Genomic DNA, 16226 nt, shown 5'->3' with positions numbered 1-16226 from the left:
GCCGCAAGGAGGCTTTCCTTGCCTTATGCAGCATTTGTATCGATTGCCGAAGCTATTGTCCGTCGATTCTTGCCATTTCCGACTTGAATTGCGCGGCGATGCCGACGGCGTCAGACACGGCCTTGCCAACGTCCAGCGTTTGCACCTGCCCATTGCGCATCAACCACCTGCCGGCGACCATTGTGTCCGTCACATCAGATGGCATCGCCGCAAAAACTAGTGCTGAATAGGGGTCATACATCGGATGCAGCCGCGGCGCTGACAGGTTGATGCGGATCAGGTCCGCTTGCTTGCCCACCTCGAGCGATCCGGTCTTGAGGTTGAGGCTCAGTGCGCGCGCGCCCTCGATCGTCGCCATACGGATGACATCGACCGCCGGCAAAGGCTTTCTCGACCCGGCAAGCAGTTTCGCGAACATTGAGACCGGCGCAAATTGGCTGAAGAGATCGAGCGTATTGCCGCTCATTGCTCCGTCGCTACCAATTCCTGCAGGCAGCCCCGCATTGCGCATCTTCTCGACCGGCGCAATGCCGCGTCCAGCCTTTCCGTTGGAGCGCGGATTGGTGACGACGCACACCTGATGCTCCGACATCAGGCGGATATCGTTGTCGTCGAGTTGCAGGCAATGCGCGCAGATCAGGTTCGGTTTGAGGAGCCCGGACTCGGCCGTCACCGTCACCGTCGACTTGCCATGTGTATCGAGCGCCCATTTTACCTCGAGCGTGCTCTCGGCCAAATGCATTTGGACCGGCACCTGCGGATGATCGGCGGACCACTGCGCAATTCGCGCCATCACATCTCGCCCCGTGGAATAAGGCGCATGCGGCGCAATCGAAGGCGTGACGAGCGGATGATCCTTGTATCGATCAACCAGCTCTTCAACGCGCCCGAAACCCTCGTCAAAATTGCGGTGATCCGGCGGGTCGAAGTCGGCCAAGGTTTGCCCGACAATTGCGCGCAGGCCGGCTTCGGCGCAGACGTCACCCACTTCGGTTTCGAAGTAATACATGTCGGCAACGGTGGTCACGCCACCCTGGATCATCTCCAGAGCCGACAGTGCCGAACCCGCGCGCACCATTTCCGGCGAGACGAATTTTCTCTCCAGCGGGAGGATGTAACGATAAAGCCGATCATCGACATCTTCGCCAAGGCCCCGAAAGACCGACATTGCCATGTGGCAATGAGCATTGACCATGCCCGGCATGACAATATCGCCAGCGCAATCGACGATCTCGGCGCCCGGCACATCTGGCGGCCTGCCTGCGCCCAAGGCCGTGATCGTTGTGCCATCCACCCGGACCCAGCCGAATTCATGAACCGCGAGCGCGTCGTCCATGGTGACGACGATGGCGTTGGTAAGGATGGTTGTCATGGACGGGATTGGAGCCCGCGGCTCCGCCCCCTCCCTTCCTCCCCCACCAAGGGTGGGGTGTCTGGCCGGTGGCCGTAAACCGATGCTGCCCCAAACTGGATCGTCACCTCCCCCTCGATGGATCCCGACCCGTCCCGCAGGGCAAATCGCTCCAGTGAAGCGATTTTAGGGGAGTAGGCTGGGAGGGGGTGGTCCGCGGTGTACATGACTACTCTACAGACAGTATGGTGCACTGGTCGGGCACTGGAACCAGCTTTGCCAGAGACCCCGGCTCGAGCGGGCGCGACAGAGGGCCATTGGCAACCAAAGTGCCTGCCGCCGTCTCGCTCTGATACTGATAAGCGCGACCCAGATACGTCCGCAGGCCAAGCGTGGTCGGAATTCCCTCCACGGCCATATTGTCGGTGACAGCGAGGCCGTCGGCCCGGCAGGCGAGGACAAAGTTGTCTGGGATCGCACCAAAATGCTCAAGGCCCAGCGTCAGCTTGACGCCACCTGCGGCTTCGGCGGTGATCTGAGCACCATCGCGCCCGACGACCTTCATCGGGATCAGATTTTCAAAGCCGACGAAGCGCGCCACGAAAGCATTGGCCGGCCGCTGATAAAGGTTTTCAGGCGTATCGAGCTGCATGATCTTGCCAGCATGCATGATGGCCACGCGATCCGAAATCGAGAAGGCCTCTTCCTGGTCATGCGTCACATAGACCGAAGTCGTGCCATTGGCGCGCTGCAGCTGGCGAATTTCGACGCGCATGTCGACGCGGAGCTTGGCGTCGAGGTTCGACAGCGGCTCGTCGAACATCAGCAACGGGGGCTCGATGACGAGCGCTCGCGCCAGCGCCACGCGCTGCTTCTGACCACCCGACAGCGCGCCCGGCAAACGGTCGGCCAGATGGGCCAGGCCCACGCGTTCGAGCATGGCGCTGACGCGTTTGGTCTTTGCTTCGCCAGAAACGCCGCGCTGCTTGAGGCCGAAGCCGACATTGTCGGCTACGCTCAGGTGAGGGAAGAGCGCATAGTTCTGGAACACCAAGCCGATATCACGTTGATGCGCGGGCAGGCGCGTCAAATCCTTGCCGCCGAGCGTGATGGTACCCGACGTCGGCTGCAGGAAACCGGCAACAAGACGCAGCGTCGTGGTCTTGCCGCATCCCGAGGCGCCGAGAAGGGACACGAGTTCGCCTTCGCCGATATCGAGCGAGAGGTCTTCCAGCACCTTGGTCTGGCCGTAGTGCGCAGTGATGTTGCGGATGGAAAGCGGCTTGGTCACAGCAGACTCATTTGGCAAGGAAGGTGAGGCCCAGCGTGCGCTCGACAGTGGCCATCACGGCCACGGTGAGCACCATGAGCATAACCGAGACCGAAGCCACGGTAGGATCGAAGAATTGCTCCATATGCGCGAGCAACTGGATGGGCAGGGTAGAAATGCCTGGCCCGGTCAGGAAAATGGAGATCGACACGTCGTTGATCGAGGTGATGAACGCAAGGATAAACGCCGCGATGACGCCCGAGCGCACATTGGGCAGAAGCACGGTGAAGAACGTCTTGAGCGGTGGCGACCCGAGACTGATCGCAGCTTCCTCGATGGAAAAGTCGAACGAGGCCAGCGAGGCCGAAATCACCCGGATCACATAGGGCAGGATCAGGATCGTGTGCCCGATGATCAGCGACAGGTAGATCGGTGCATTGAACTGGAAAGCCAGGTTCTTGAGCAGCGAAAAACCCAGCACCAGTTCCGGCACCAGCACCGGCAAGACGAACAGCGTAGACAGCCAACCCGGCAACTGGATGCGATAGCGGCTCATCGCATAGGATGCCGGAATGCCAATGATCAGAGCGACGAAGGTCGAAATCACCGCAACTTGCAGACTGGTCAGAATAGTGCGTCGGAACGCGTCGATTTCAAAAATATTCTGAAACCACCGAAGGCTCAGCCCCTGCGGCGGGAAGGTGAGATAAGTCGTGTCGCTCAGCGCCGAGCCAACGACTATGACGAGCGGGCCGACGAGGAAAAAGAAGACGATGACGGTAAAGCCGATCAGGGCAGGATGGAGTTTTGTCGGCATCACACGGTCATCGGGTTGAGGCGCCGCGCAGCGGCATTCATCAGGGCAACGATGGCGATGGTGATCACCACCATGATGGCGGCAATGGTCGAAGCGCTGACCCAATCGAAGGTCACCATGGCTTGCTGATACATCAGCGTGCCCATCATCATCACCTGCTCGCCACCCAGAAGCTGTGGCGTCGCGTAAGAGGTAAAGCTGCCGGTAAAGACCAACACGGCACCAACGATCAACCCTGGCACTGCCAGTGGCAGGATGACCTGCGTGAATGTCGCCCACGAATTGGCGCCGAGCGATGCAGAAGCCTGGATCAGGTCATCAGGAATGGCTTCCAGCACGCCAACGAGCGTCAGCACCATCAGCGGCACGAAGAGATAGACCATCGCGACGATCACGGAACCCTGCGTGTAAAGCATCTGCAGCGGTTCGGTGATGATCCCGAGATTGATCAGAGTGGAATTGAGAATGCCGTTCTTGCCAAGAATGATGAGCCAGGCGAACGAGCGCACCACGACACCCGTCAGCAGCGGAAACACCGCCGCGACGATGAGGATCGATTTCAGCCAGCCCGGCGCGCGAGACACGACATAAGCGGTGATAAAGCCGATCACCAGAGCAATGACGGTGACGATCAGCGACACATTGATGGTGCGCAAAAGCACGGTGCGGCGAAAGCCGCTGGCGAAAAAGGCCTGGTAGGTCGAGAAGGGACCGCCGGGCGTCCCGAAAGTCGTGTAGATCGTGGCTGCCACCGGGGCGACGAGCCCGAGCAGCACGAGGAGAGTGGCGGGCGACGCGAGCGTCCAGCCTGCTATGCGTTTCATTGGCCTTGGCCTTTGCTGCGATGGTCCCTCAACCACCGGCTCATTCCCGCTTGGCGAGAATCTCTATTCTGCAGTGCATATGGCATTCCCGCTCGTGCGGAAATGGTGGGATGGCGATCGGGATGTTTTGCACACCCCGATCGCCAAAAACCTTACATGCCGAAGATTTCGTTCCAGCGATCCACCCAGCCGCCCTTGGCCGCGTTGAGCTTGGCGGAATCAATGCTCTGCAGACCCGCGATGACGTCGGCGCCATAGGTCCAGAGCGAAGCCTGTTCCGGTGTCAGCTCGACCGACTTCACCACCGGCGCGTCGACGCCTTCCTCAGCCAGCTTCTGCTGGATTTCAGGGGAAAGGATGAAGTTGATGAACTGATAGGCCAGCTCCGGCTCGGCAGCGCCCTTCGGAATATTGACGGTATTCAGCGTCGCGATCGAGCCTTCCGAGAGATCAGCCCACACAACAGACGGCACAGCGGCCTGGATTTGGCCGAGCGTAAAGTCTTGAGCGACGGCGGCAGTGACTTCGCCGGTCGAGAAGAGGTTAATCATTTCGGAGCCGGTATTGTAGTTCTTGACCACGTTCGGCTTCAGCGCCTCGATGCCGGCAAAGGCGCCATCAGCATCGGCGAAGGCATCGACGCCCTGATGCTCACCGGCCTTGACCACAACCATCGGACCAGCAGTGGTCGTGATGCCCGGCAGCGAAAGCGACGACGCAAGATCTTCGCGCCACAGGTCGTTCCACGAGGTGATCGGCGTCGTCACCTTGGCCGAGTCATACACGATGCCGACGCGGCCGATCGTATAGGCCGGGCCATAGCCGCCCTGCGGATCCTTGGCGAGGTCATAAAGGCCATCGAGGTTCGTCAGCTTGCTCCGATCCAGCTGCTGGAAGAGGCCAAGCTCGATGCCTTGTTGCGAAAAACTGTCGGAGAAGTAAGCGACGTCGACGCCGGCACCATTGCGGATCTGCAGCTTGTTAAGGCGCTCGCCATTGTTGCCGGTTTCGAACTGGATCTCGCAGCCGCACTGCTCGCGGAAGGGCGCGAGGACGAATTCTTCGAGCTTCTCGCCATTAAAACCCCACCAGGAAATGGTGAGCGTCTTGCCTTGTGCGAAGGCTGGCGTGGCAAGGCTGGCGGAAGCGAGGCCCAGGAGCAGGGCGGCTTTGATGGTGCGTGACATGTCTTGTTCCTTGCCAGGCGGGGCTCCTGGCTTCTGGTGATTGCCGCGCGAGCCTATTTTTGTGGCGCAGGCTGCACAAGTCCAATTTTTAGGCTTGGGTTCACTTCGCACACAACTTTAGTCTGCATCGTCCTTCACTGCCTCCATCGACACATGCGTGCTGGTATGCGCCACATGGGGCAAGGCGGAAATCTTCTCGCCGAGCACCTCACGATAGGCTGCAATGTCCTTTGTGCGCACTTTGAGCAGGTAATCGAAGCTTGAGGCGATCATGTGTGCCTGCTCGACCTCGGGCAGTGCCCGCACGGCCTTGTTGAATGCAGCCAACGCGGCTTTGCGCGTGTCCGAAAGTTTGACCTCGACAAAGGCGACATGCGGCAGGCCCAAGCGCTCGGGATCGATAACCGCCCTATAACCGAGAATGTAACCCTCGGTCTCCAGTCGCTTGATGCGCGCCTGGCAAGGCGTCTTCGACAGATTGACCCTTCGGCTGAGCTCTGCGACGCTCAAACGACCATCGCGCGCCAGCTCATCGAGTATTCGGCGGTCGATCTGGTCCAAAGTTTCGAGAATGACGGTCTTCATGGTTCATTCGCCTGCCTAACGGTCTTGAATTACCATCACAGTCACGAGGCGGCCAGAAAAATAGGCGAAAGGCCTTTCGCGGTTCTGGCATTTTGAGCCAACGCTTTTGAGTGCACCTCCATGACCGACACCACTGCCTTTCGCGATGCCATGCGCGCCCGCATCTATGCGGATGAAAACACCCTTGTCCCGCAATTGATCGAAGCCACCGGCCTCGACGACGCCACGCGCAAGGTTATCTCAGCGCATGCCGAAAAGCTGGTGACCGCGGTTCGCTCGGGCAACAAGCTTGGTCTGATGGAAAGCTTCCTCGCCGAATATGGCTTGGCGACCGACGAAGGCGTCGCCTTGATGTCGCTTGCCGAAGCGCTGCTGCGCGTGCCCGACGCCGAAACGGTCGACGCATTGATCCACGACAAGGTCGGCGGCTCCGATTGGGCCAGCCATTTCGGCGGCTCTTCAAACACGCTGGTCAATTTCTCATCCTGGGCCCTGAACCTCACTGCAGACGTGCTCGGCGATCCCGAAGTCGGCCCCAAGAACGCCCTCCATCGCGCCATTGCACGCCTTGGCGAGCCGGTCATCCGCACAGCCGTCGGCCAGGCCATGCGGCTCCTCGGCAGCCAGTTCGTCTTTGGCCGCACCATCGAGGAAGCCGTCACCAATGCGAGAAAGCCCGAAGCGCTGGGCTACCGCTATTCCTACGATATGCTCGGCGAAGCCGCTCGCACCTCGGAAGACGCCCAACGCTATTTCAAGGCCTATGCCGATGCTATTGCGACACTCGCCCCGCATTGCACCTCTCCCGCCGTGCGCGACAACCCCGGCATTTCCGTAAAGCTTTCGGCGCTGCATCCGCGCTACGAATATGCCCAGCGCGACCGCGTTCTCACCGAACTGGTCGATGCCACCCGCAAGCTGGCACTCGCGGCACGCGACGCAAATATGGGCTTCAACATCGACGCCGAGGAAGCCGACCGCCTCGATCTCTCGATGGAAATCATCGAAGCCGTGCTCGCAACGCCGGGACTTGCCGGCTGGGAAGGCTTTGGCGTCGTCGTCCAAGCCTATGGCAAGCGTGTGCTGCCGCTGATCGACTGGCTCGAAGCCACAGCCGAAAAATATGATCGCAATATCATGGTGCGCCTTGTCAAAGGCGCCTATTGGGACGCCGAGATCAAGCGCGCCCAGGTTCTCGGCCTGCCGGGTTTTCCTGTTTACACCCGCAAGGCCGCGACCGATGTCAGCTATATCGCTGCGGCCAGGAAGCTTCTCTCGAAGTCGCGCATCTATCCCCAATTCGCCTCGCACAACGCCCACACAGCCGCTTCTGTCCTGCATCTGGCAGCAGAAGCCGGCCGCATGAATGACACGTTCGAATTCCAGCGTCTCCATGGCATGGGTGAGCGCCTCCACGAAGTGCTGCGCACCAATCACGGCACCCGCACGCGCATCTATGCCCCCGTCGGTCCCCACAAGGACTTGCTCGCCTATCTCGTCCGCCGCCTTCTCGAAAATGGCGCCAACGGCTCCTTTGTCTATCAGATCGCTGACGAAGATATCCCGGCCGCCAAGGTCGCCGAAGACCCAATCGCCAGACTGCTGGCCGTCGACAGCTTTGCCAATCCGAACATTCCACAGCCCGATGCCATCTTCGGGGCGCGCCGCAACTCGGCCGGTCTCGACCTGACCGACCGGGTCGCCCTCGGCGAAGTGGATGCTGCACGCGAAGCCTTCCGGCAGACGAAGTGGCTCGCCACGCCTCTGCCGCTTGCCGACGCAGCCAACGAAACGACCCTGGTCGTCAATCCGGCCGATCCCACCGACATTGTCGGCCAGGTCGTCTCGGCATCCACGGCAGGCGTCACAGCGGCGATTTCGGCCGCCATTGCCAGCACCTGGCCTCAAACCGCCGTTGGCACCCGCGCCGAACTCCTGCGCAAGACCGCCGACCTCTACGAAGCCAATCGCGCCGAGCTATTCGCGCTGCTGGCCCGCGAAGCCGGAAAGTCGTGGGCGGATGCGGTCGCCGAAGTCCGCGAAGCGGTCGACTTCCTCCGCTATTACGCAGCCGAGGCAGAAGCCAGGCCGCTAGGCGCCGCCCGCGGTCCCTTCGTCGCCATCTCGCCGTGGAATTTCCCGCTGGCCATATTCTCCGGCCAGATCGCTGCGGCGCTCGTCGCCGGCAATCCTGTGGTGGCTAAACCCGCGCCGCAAACCCCGCTCATCGCCTCCCGCGCGGTTCAACTCATGCACGAAGCCGGCATTCCGAAGGAAGCCATCCAGCTTATGCCAGGTGGTCCTGATGTCGGCACCGCGCTGACCTCCGATCCCCGCATTGCCGGCGTCGCATTTACCGGCTCGCTGCCGACCGCCCACCGTATCGACCGCGCCATGGCCGAACATGCCGATCCCAAGGCCCCGCTGATCGCAGAAACCGGGGGTCTCAACGCCATGATCGTCGATTCGACCGCGCTCCCCGAGCAGGCCGTCCGCGACATCATCGCGTCGGCCTTTCAGTCAGCCGGTCAGCGCTGCTCGGCCCTCCGCATCCTCTATGTTCAGGAAGATGCCGCCGAGCGCACCATCGACATGCTCAAGGGCGCGATGGAGGAGCTTACCATCGGCAATCCCTGGCATCTCGCCACCGACATCGGCCCGATCATCGACGAGCCTGCTCGCAAGAAAATCCAGGCCTATGTGGATGTGCATGCCGCCAAGGTCATCCACGCCATGAAGGCGCCCGCTGCAGGCACCTTCGTCGCGCCCACCGTCATCCGCGTCGGCGGCATCGAGGACATTCCCGAGGAAATCTTCGGCCCCGTCCTCCATGTCGCAACGTTCAAGGCGGAAGACATCGACCGAGTCATCGACGCCATCAACGCCTCCGGTTACGGCCTCACCTTCGGCATGCACACCCGCATTTCGAGCCGGGTGAAAAAGGTCTCGGCCGCGGTCCACGCCGGCAATATCTACATCAATCGCAACCAGATCGGTGCGGTGGTCGGCTCTCAGCCGTTCGGCGGCGAAGGTCTTTCTGGCACCGGCCCCAAAGCTGGCGGTCCGAGCTATCTCCCGCGCTTTACCAACAGCCACGCGCCTCTCCAGGCAAGCGCTGAAACCCTCCCGGGTCCGACAGGCGAGAGCAACGTCCTTCATGTCCTGCCGCGCGGCACACTTCTCTGTCTTGGTCCCAATGAAGCCGATATTGCGGCGCAAAAGGTTATGGCTGATCAAGCCCGCTGCACCCCGATGGTCGCCGCGCTGGACAATTTCCAACTCGCCAACGCGACCAATTTCGACGCCATCGCCTGGTTCGGCGATGACGCCACCCTTGCACGGGTCCGCAAGACGCTCGCCTGCCGCGATGGCGCTATCCTGCCACTGCTGACCAGCACCGACGACATCGGCCGCCTCCAGCACGAACGCCACGTCTGCATCGACACCACCGCAGCCGGCGGCAACGCCACGCTGATCGCCACGGCGAGCTAGAGCAAAGAGGCCCGCGATAAACATCGCGGGCCTCTTGAATCTCTATATGAACTTCAAGCTCAGCGCGCAGCGACCGCCGCGGCGAGCTTCGCCGGGATCGACAGCACTGCCTTGATCTCTGCCACGCGCTCTGGCGTATAAAAATTCGTCTCGTGCAGCATATTGACCGTACCAACCAGTTCGCCACCGAGAATGACCGGCATGTTCACCACCGACTGGCAGCCGAGCGAGTTGATCAGCTCATAGTCGGGAAACACCTTGGCGATGTCTTCGATCGTGTTGGCGACGAAATAGGCGTGCTGCTTGTGCACGATGTCGAACCACGCGTCATAGTGGATCGGCTTGGTGCCCGAAGTCGGGTAGCTGGCGGCATCGCTCGTATAGGCACGGCGGGCCAGTTCATTTTCCATGTCGACGGTCATATAGGTGAAGAGCTTCACGCCCACGGTCGCTTCGGTCAGCGTCTGCAGCGCGGCGAAAGCGGCTTCGACACCCTTGGCCTTGGCGATAGCCGCATCGAACGCGGCGAGGGCGGCGGAATGGTCAGTCATTGGAATAGTCCTTGGTCAAAAAAATCTTCATGCCGCCGTCGCGGCGAGCAATTCGCGCGAATAGGGCTCTTTGAGGTCGCCCTGCTTAAGCTGGGCGACGTCGGCAATCTCGACGATCCGGCCATGCCGCATGACGGCGAGGCGGTCGCATAGGAAGCTCACGACGGGCAGGTTATGCGTCACCATCAGGAAGGTGAGGTTCTGCTCACGACGCAGGCGTTTCAGCAAATTGAGGATTTCCGCCTGCACCGAAACGTCGAGCGCCGAAGTCGGCTCATCGAGCAGCAACACCTTGGGCTCGAGCATCAGCGCCCGGGCAATGGCGACACGCTGGCGCTGCCCACCCGAAAGCTGGTGCGGGAAGCGGAAGCGAAAACGCTGGTCGAGCCCAACCTGCTTGAGCACCGCTTCAACCCGCTCTCCGCGATTGCCGATGCCGTGAATGGCCAGCGGTTCGGAGAGCGCAGAGTCGATGGTTTTTCGGGGATGCAGCGACCCATAAGGGTCCTGGAACACCATCTGCACTTGGCGCGACACGTTGCGATCAACGCCATGGGTGCGTGGCTTGCCGAGGACCGAGATTTCGCCAGTCCATTCCGGGGCCAGCCCGGCAATGGCGCGCAAAATCGTCGATTTGCCCGACCCGCTTTCGCCCACGAGCGCAAAGCTCTCGCCTTCCGGCACGTCGAGATTCACCCCATGCACGACCTTGGTGTCGCCATAGGAAATGTCGAGGTTCTTGAGGGTAAGTGCGCTCATGTGCCCGCCCATTGTGTCCGGTCGAGCACCGGCAATTCGTCGCGTGTTTCGTCGATCACCGGCATGGCTGCGAGGAGCCCTCGGGTATAGGGGTGTTGCGCCTTATCGAGTTCGCGTGCCGCGCACTCTTCCACAACGCGCCCGGCATTCATGACCAAGATCCGGTCGCAATAGCGGCTGACGAGCGCCAGGTCGTGACTGATGAGGATCAGGCCCATCCCTTTGCGTGTGACGAGATCGTCGATGATATCGAGCACCTGCGCCTGCACGGAAACGTCGAGCGCCGAAGTCGGCTCGTCGGCGATCAGCAATTCTGGCTCAGGGATCAGCATCATGGCGATCATGATGCGCTGCCCCATGCCGCCCGAAACCTCGTGCGGATAGAGCTTTGCCACGCGCTCGGGATCGTTGATGCGCACGGCGGTCAGCATGTCGAGAATGCGCTGCTGCACTTCCTTTCGCCCAAGTTTCTGGTGCGTCACCAACGCTTCGGCAATCTGCTCGCCCACGGTCATCACCGGATTGAGCGAGAATTTCGGGTCCTGCATGACCATGGAAATCCGAGCGCCGCGAATGGCGCGCATCTGCTTTTCGTTCTGGTCGAGGATGTCGATCCCCTCAAAACGCAACTTGTCCGCAGTCACTTCGCCCGGCTTGCGGATGAGTTTCAGGATCGAGCGGCCCGTCATCGACTTGCCCGACCCGCTCTCGCCCACAATACCCAACCGCTCGCGACCAAGGGTGAAGGAGAGTCCCTTCACCACTTCGACGCGACCGGAATGGGTCGGAAACGAAACGCGCAGGTTTTCGACTTCGAGGAGGGGAGTGCTCATGACTTGCCCTCGCTCTTGGGATCGAGCACGTCGCGCAAACCGTCGCCAAGGAAGCAGAAGCCGAGCGAGACGATGATGATGGCAAAGCCGGGCATGGTCGCGACCCACCACTGATCGAGAATGAAGGTACGGCCACGCGAAATCATCGCGCCCCATTCCGGCAGCGGCGGCTGTGCGCCGAGACCGATGAAGCCCAGGCCTGCGGCGGTCAGGATGACGCCGGCCATGTCGAGGGTCACGCGGATGATCATGGAGGACGTACAAAGCGGCAGGATGTGCTGGACGATGACGCGGATCGGGCCCGCCCCGGCCAATTGCACGGCTGAAATGTACTCGGCATTACGAATGGTCAGCGTTTCCGCTCGTGCAATACGCGCATAGGCCGGCCACGAGGTGATGGCGATGGCGATGATGGCATTGTTGATGCCCGGCCCGAGCGCCGCCACGAACGCCAGTGCGAGGATAAGTTTCGGCAGCGACAGGAAGATGTCGGTAAAGCCCATTAGGATTTTGTCGACCCAGCCCCCGAAATAGCCTGAGATCGCCCCGATCAGGAGGCCAAGCGGGGCTGAGATCAGCGCCACCAGCAGCACGATTGTCAGCGTGATCTGCGAACCCCAGACCACTCGGGAGAAAATATCGCGCCCGAGTTCATCCGTTCCCATCCAGTGTTCGCCCGATGGCGGCAACAACCGGTCGGCCAAGCTTTGTCCGGTCGGCGAAAACGGCGCGATCCAAGGTGCGAACAAGGCTGTCAGCAAAAGGACCAAGATAATGACACCGCCCAACACCGAAAGCGGATTGCGGAGCAGGGCGGTAAACACCCGATAGGCGCGCCCGGCATTGGCCTGCCAGCGTGAGGTCGGGGAATCGGCAAGAAGCCAGTCACGCGTCGTCATCAGCGAGCCCTCGGATCGAGGACGCGGTAAAGCACGTCCGAAACTTTATTGATGACGATGAACACCGCGCCGATGACCAATGTCGATCCAAGAACCGCGTTCATGTCGGCATTGAGCAGCGCCGTCGTCAGGTAATTGCCGATGCCGGGCCAGGAAAAGACCGTCTCGATCATCACAGAGCCTTCGAGGAGCCCTGCATAGGAGAGCCCGATAACGGTGATCAGCGGCACGCGGATCGGGTTGAAAGCGTGACGCCAGATCACGACCTGTTCCGGCACGCCTTTGACGCGTGCGGTCGTGACGAACTCCTGGCTTAGCTGATCGAGCATGAAGCTGCGCGTCATGCGCGCAATATAGGCGAGGCTGAAAAAGCCCAGCACCGACGCGGGCAGGATAATGTGCCACACGGCGTTCCAGAAGATGTCGATCTCGCCGGCCAGCAGGCTGTCTATCAGGATCATGCCGGTGACGGGCGACACGAGCCCATCATAGAAAATGTCGAGCCGCCCCGGTCCGCCAACCCAGCGCAATCGCGCATAAAATAGCGCCAACCCCACGAGTCCAAGCCAGAAGGCGGGTACGGAGTATCCGAGAAGACCCACGACACGGATGGCCTGATCAAGCCAAGACCCCTGCCGCGCCGCGGCAGTGACACCGAGCGGCACGCCGAGCGCAACGCCAATCAGAATGCCGAGGGTGGCCATTTCAAAGGTGGCTGGAAAGAACCGGCTGAGATCATCCGCAACCGCCCGGCCCGTCGAAACAGAGCGCCCGAGATCGCCAGAAAAGACGTTCACCACATAGGTGAAAAACTGCTCGTAGAGCGGCCGGTCGAGTCCCATGGCGATCTTAGCAGCGTCGTATTGCGCCTGCGTCGCCCGGTCCCCCACCACCGCGAGCACCGGATCGATCGGGATCACCCGGCCGATGAAGAAGGTTATAGCGAGCAGCCCCAAAAAGGTGAGGAAAAGCGTAATCAGAAATCCGCCAACGGCCATGGCGCGGCGGCGAGCGCGTCTGCCGGCAAAATTTCCAGGCGCAGGCGAGGGTAACGCCGACTGGTCAGTTGTCATGCGAAATCCTCTCGCAATAACAAGATTTTAGATCCGCAGGCTGACTCTCCTGCAGATTGCAAAACCTTCACATTTCACTTCCACCATACAAGAAACTTTGCTTATATCAAAAAAATTTTGGTGGCACGCATGGCGCAAAACGCTTTGGCAAAAGAGGATGAGGGGCACCCGAAAGTGGGTGCGCTCATTCGTGCCCGTCGCCGCCAGCAGCAGATGACGCTGATGGAATTGGGTGCTGCCGCCGAAGTTTCGGTCGGCTATCTCAGCCAGGTCGAGCGCGACCATGCCACGCCATCGCTCGGCACGCTCGCCCAGATTTCGCGGGCGCTTGGCGTTTCCATCGACTATTTCGTCGCAACCCCCGCGCCGCACAATGCGCTGACGCGGGCAGGCGAGCGCAACCGCTTCTCGATCAATGGCTCCTCCATCGTTTATGAGCGTCTCGGCGCCGAATTCCCGGGCAACCAGCTTTCGAGTTTCGTCATGGTCGTGCCGCCCGGCTATCGCTCGGAGACAGTGTCTCATGAGGGCGAAGAAATTCTCTACGTTCTCGAGGGCGCCATCACCCAGCGTCTCGATGGCGAGGAGATGGTCATGCATGCGGGCGATAGCCTGCATTTCCGCGGCAACCGCCCCCATTCCTGGTCCAACCCCACCGATCAGCCGGCCCGTCTCTTGTGGACAGGCACGCTCGCCCTTTTCCGCTCCAGCGCCCGCCCGGCACGCCAGCTGGCAGCGAAACCAAAAACCGGCGCTAACAAGCCGGTTCGCAAAAAAGTCAATTCAAAGGAGAAACGCACATGAAGCTCTTCCGCGCCGCCCTGTTGGCGACTGCGCTCAGCCTGCCGCTGGCAGCGGGCGCCGCCTATGCCGCCACCCCGGCCGATGCCCTGGTTATTGCCCAGAACATCGACGATATCGTCGCGCTCGACCCCGCCCAGGCCTATGAATTCTCGGCCGGCGAGATCAACACCAATGTCTATGACCGCCTCGTCCAGTACGAAGCCGAAGATACCTCCAAGCTCGTCGGCGGCATTGCCGAAAGCTGGGAAGCTGACGACGCCAATAAGTCGATCACTTTTACCATCCGCGATGCCAAGTTTGCCTCGGGCAATCCGGTCCGCGCCGAAGACGTGCTTTATTCCTTCAAGCGCGTCGTCACGCTCAACCTGACCCCGGCCTTCATCCTGACTCAACTCGGCTGGACCCCGGAAAACATCGACGAGATGGTGACCGTTGACGGCAACACCGTCACCGTGAAGTGGGATGGCGATTTCGCTTCTGCCTTCGTGCTCAACGTGCTTGCCGCCCGCCCGGCCTCGATCGTTGACGAAGTGCTGGTCTCCCAGCATGTCGAAGGCGAAGATTGGGGCAATGCCTGGCTCAATACCAACTCGGCCGGTTCCGGCCCGTTCGTGATGACCGACTACCGTCCGGCTGAACTCGTGCGCCTCACCGCCAACGAGAATTACTTCCGTGGCGTGCCCGCCATGAAGCAGATCCTCATCCGCCACGTTGCCGAAGCCGCCACCCAGCAGCTTCTGCTGACCTCGGGCGACGTCGACATCGCCAAGAACCTGACCCCGGACCAGATCTCGGGCCTGGGCGACAACGTTAAGGTCGAGACATACCCGCAGGCCGCCGTCCACTTCCTGTCGTTCAACCAGAAGACCGACTCGCTGACCAATCCGGCCGTCTGGGAAGCCGCGCGTTACCTCGTCGACTATGACGGAATGACCGAGACTTTCCTAAAAGGCCAGATGGAAAAGCATCAGGCTTTCTGGCCCAAGGGGTTTCCGGGTTCCTATGACGAAACCCCGTTCACCTATGACGTCGAAAAGGCCAAGCAGATCCTGGCTGACGCCGGTGTCGAAACCCCGATCAACGTCACCCTCGACGTGATCAACTCGACCCCGTTCACCGACATAGCCCAGTCCCTGCAGGCTGGCTTTGCGGAAGCCGGCATCAACTTCGAAATCCTGCCCGGCACCGGCGCCCAGGTGATCACAAAGTATCGCGAGCGTACCCACCAGGCCATGCTGCTCTATTGGGGCCCGGACTTCATGGACCCGCATTCGAATGCCAAGGCCTTCGCGTACAATTCCGACAATTCAGATGCCAACTATCAGGCAACCACGACCTGGCGTAACGCTTGGGCCGTGCCGGCTGAAATGAACGACGAGGTCAATGCCGCTCTCGCCGAGCCCGATCAGGCAAAGCGCAACGAGCTCTATATCGACCTGCAGAAGAAGGTTCAGGCCGAAAGCCCGATCGTCATCATGTTCCAGGCTGCCCTCACGATTGCCATGGCGAACAACGTGGAAGGCTATGTCAACGGCGCGACCTCGGACTTCGTCTACTACCGCCTCGTGACCAAGAACTAGGTCGACCTTACCCCCAATCGTCACCACCGGGCTTGTCCCGGTGGTCCATAGCGAGGCAGGATGGATTGCCGGGACAAGCCCGGCAATGACGATAAACGGGAAGTCATTTTGCGGAGCCCACTCCGCGACCATCCTTGGCGGCGACAAGTCCCTCGTGCCGCCGCCTGCGGAGCCGGGCATCCTCCTCCCGTCCGGCTCCGC

General features: G+C 60.9%; 14 protein-coding genes. 3 read left to right on the top strand and 11 right to left on the bottom strand.

The features are described from left to right. Nucleotides 1-52: 52 nt before the first annotated feature. The 6 genes from VW35_RS02880 to VW35_RS02855 all read right to left on the bottom strand — a co-directional run bounded on the left by VW35_RS02880 (nt 53) and on the right by VW35_RS02855 (nt 6034). Nucleotides 53-1372 (bottom strand): amidohydrolase family protein, encoded by a 1320-nt coding sequence (locus tag VW35_RS02880; protein ID WP_046141461.1) that lies wholly within the window; start codon nt 1370-1372, stop codon nt 53-55. A gap of 208 nt (nt 1373-1580) precedes the next feature. Beyond that, complete coding sequence (locus VW35_RS02875; protein WP_046141460.1) at nt 1581-2642, bottom strand: ABC transporter ATP-binding protein; 1062 nt, start codon at nt 2640-2642, stop codon at nt 1581-1583. Nucleotides 2643-2649: 7 nt separating this feature from the next. After that, nucleotides 2650-3441 (bottom strand): ABC transporter permease, encoded by a 792-nt coding sequence (locus VW35_RS02870; RefSeq protein ID WP_046141459.1) that lies wholly within the window; start codon nt 3439-3441, stop codon nt 2650-2652. Further along, entirely contained in the window at nt 3438-4262 is an 825-nt protein-coding gene (locus tag VW35_RS02865; RefSeq protein WP_046141458.1) for an ABC transporter permease, read from the bottom strand. Before VW35_RS02865 ends, VW35_RS02870 begins: the two co-directional genes overlap by 4 nt. Before the next feature lie 152 nt (nt 4263-4414). Further along, nucleotides 4415-5449 carry an ABC transporter substrate-binding protein gene (locus VW35_RS02860; RefSeq protein WP_046141457.1) on the bottom strand — a complete coding sequence of 345 codons (1035 nt, stop codon included), beginning with the start codon at nt 5447-5449 and terminating at the stop codon, nt 4415-4417. A gap of 117 nt (nt 5450-5566) precedes the next feature. Then, a complete protein-coding gene (locus VW35_RS02855; RefSeq protein WP_046141456.1) occupies nt 5567-6034 on the bottom strand; it encodes an Lrp/AsnC family transcriptional regulator in 468 nt (155 codons plus the stop codon). Between the two features lie 120 nt (nt 6035-6154). Between VW35_RS02855 and putA the strand changes: the two genes are divergently transcribed. After that, a complete protein-coding gene (putA, locus tag VW35_RS02850) occupies nt 6155-9526 on the top strand; it encodes a bifunctional proline dehydrogenase/L-glutamate gamma-semialdehyde dehydrogenase PutA (RefSeq protein ID WP_046141455.1) in 3372 nt (1123 codons plus the stop codon). Nucleotides 9527-9585: 59 nt separating this feature from the next. Here putA and VW35_RS02845 read toward each other — a convergent pair whose 3' ends face one another. The 5 genes from VW35_RS02845 to VW35_RS02825 are packed head-to-tail and all read right to left on the bottom strand — an operon-like array spanning nt 9586 to nt 13566. Next, the gene (locus tag VW35_RS02845) at nt 9586-10077 is read right to left on the bottom strand and encodes a GAF domain-containing protein (protein ID WP_046141454.1); all 492 of its coding nucleotides are present in this window, start codon (nt 10075-10077) and stop codon (nt 9586-9588) included. Between the two features lie 27 nt (nt 10078-10104). Then, nucleotides 10105-10836: an ABC transporter ATP-binding protein gene (locus tag VW35_RS02840; protein ID WP_046141706.1), complete on the bottom strand. Its 732-nt coding sequence runs from the start codon at nt 10834-10836 to the stop codon at nt 10105-10107. Next, complete coding sequence (locus VW35_RS02835) at nt 10833-11669, bottom strand: ABC transporter ATP-binding protein (RefSeq protein ID WP_046141453.1); 837 nt, start codon at nt 11667-11669, stop codon at nt 10833-10835. Before VW35_RS02835 ends, VW35_RS02840 begins: the two co-directional genes overlap by 4 nt. Then, entirely contained in the window at nt 11666-12568 is a 903-nt protein-coding gene (locus tag VW35_RS02830; protein ID WP_200896856.1) for an ABC transporter permease, read from the bottom strand. Before VW35_RS02830 ends, VW35_RS02835 begins: the two co-directional genes overlap by 4 nt. Then, a complete protein-coding gene (locus VW35_RS02825) occupies nt 12568-13566 on the bottom strand; it encodes an ABC transporter permease (RefSeq protein WP_244465822.1) in 999 nt (332 codons plus the stop codon). Before VW35_RS02825 ends, VW35_RS02830 begins: the two co-directional genes overlap by 1 nt. A 204-nt stretch (nt 13567-13770) precedes the next feature. Here VW35_RS02825 and VW35_RS02820 point away from each other — a divergent pair, with 204 nt between their 5' ends. Both VW35_RS02820 and VW35_RS02815 read left to right on the top strand, forming a co-directional pair. Continuing rightward, nucleotides 13771-14445, top strand: a complete 675-nt coding sequence (locus tag VW35_RS02820) for a helix-turn-helix domain-containing protein (RefSeq protein WP_046141450.1) — start codon at nt 13771-13773, stop codon at nt 14443-14445. Then, the gene (locus VW35_RS02815) at nt 14442-16025 is read left to right on the top strand and encodes an ABC transporter substrate-binding protein (RefSeq protein ID WP_046141449.1); all 1584 of its coding nucleotides are present in this window, start codon (nt 14442-14444) and stop codon (nt 16023-16025) included. The genes VW35_RS02820 and VW35_RS02815 overlap by 4 nt, the downstream gene beginning before the upstream one ends. The last annotated feature ends 201 nt before the right edge of the window (nt 16026-16226 follow it).

This window comes from Devosia soli, assembly GCF_000970455.1.
In the GTDB taxonomy this organism is placed as follows: domain Bacteria; phylum Pseudomonadota; class Alphaproteobacteria; order Rhizobiales; family Devosiaceae; genus Devosia; species Devosia soli.
Note: the sequence above shows the minus strand (reverse complement) of the source record. Positions and strands in the feature narration are given on the sequence as shown.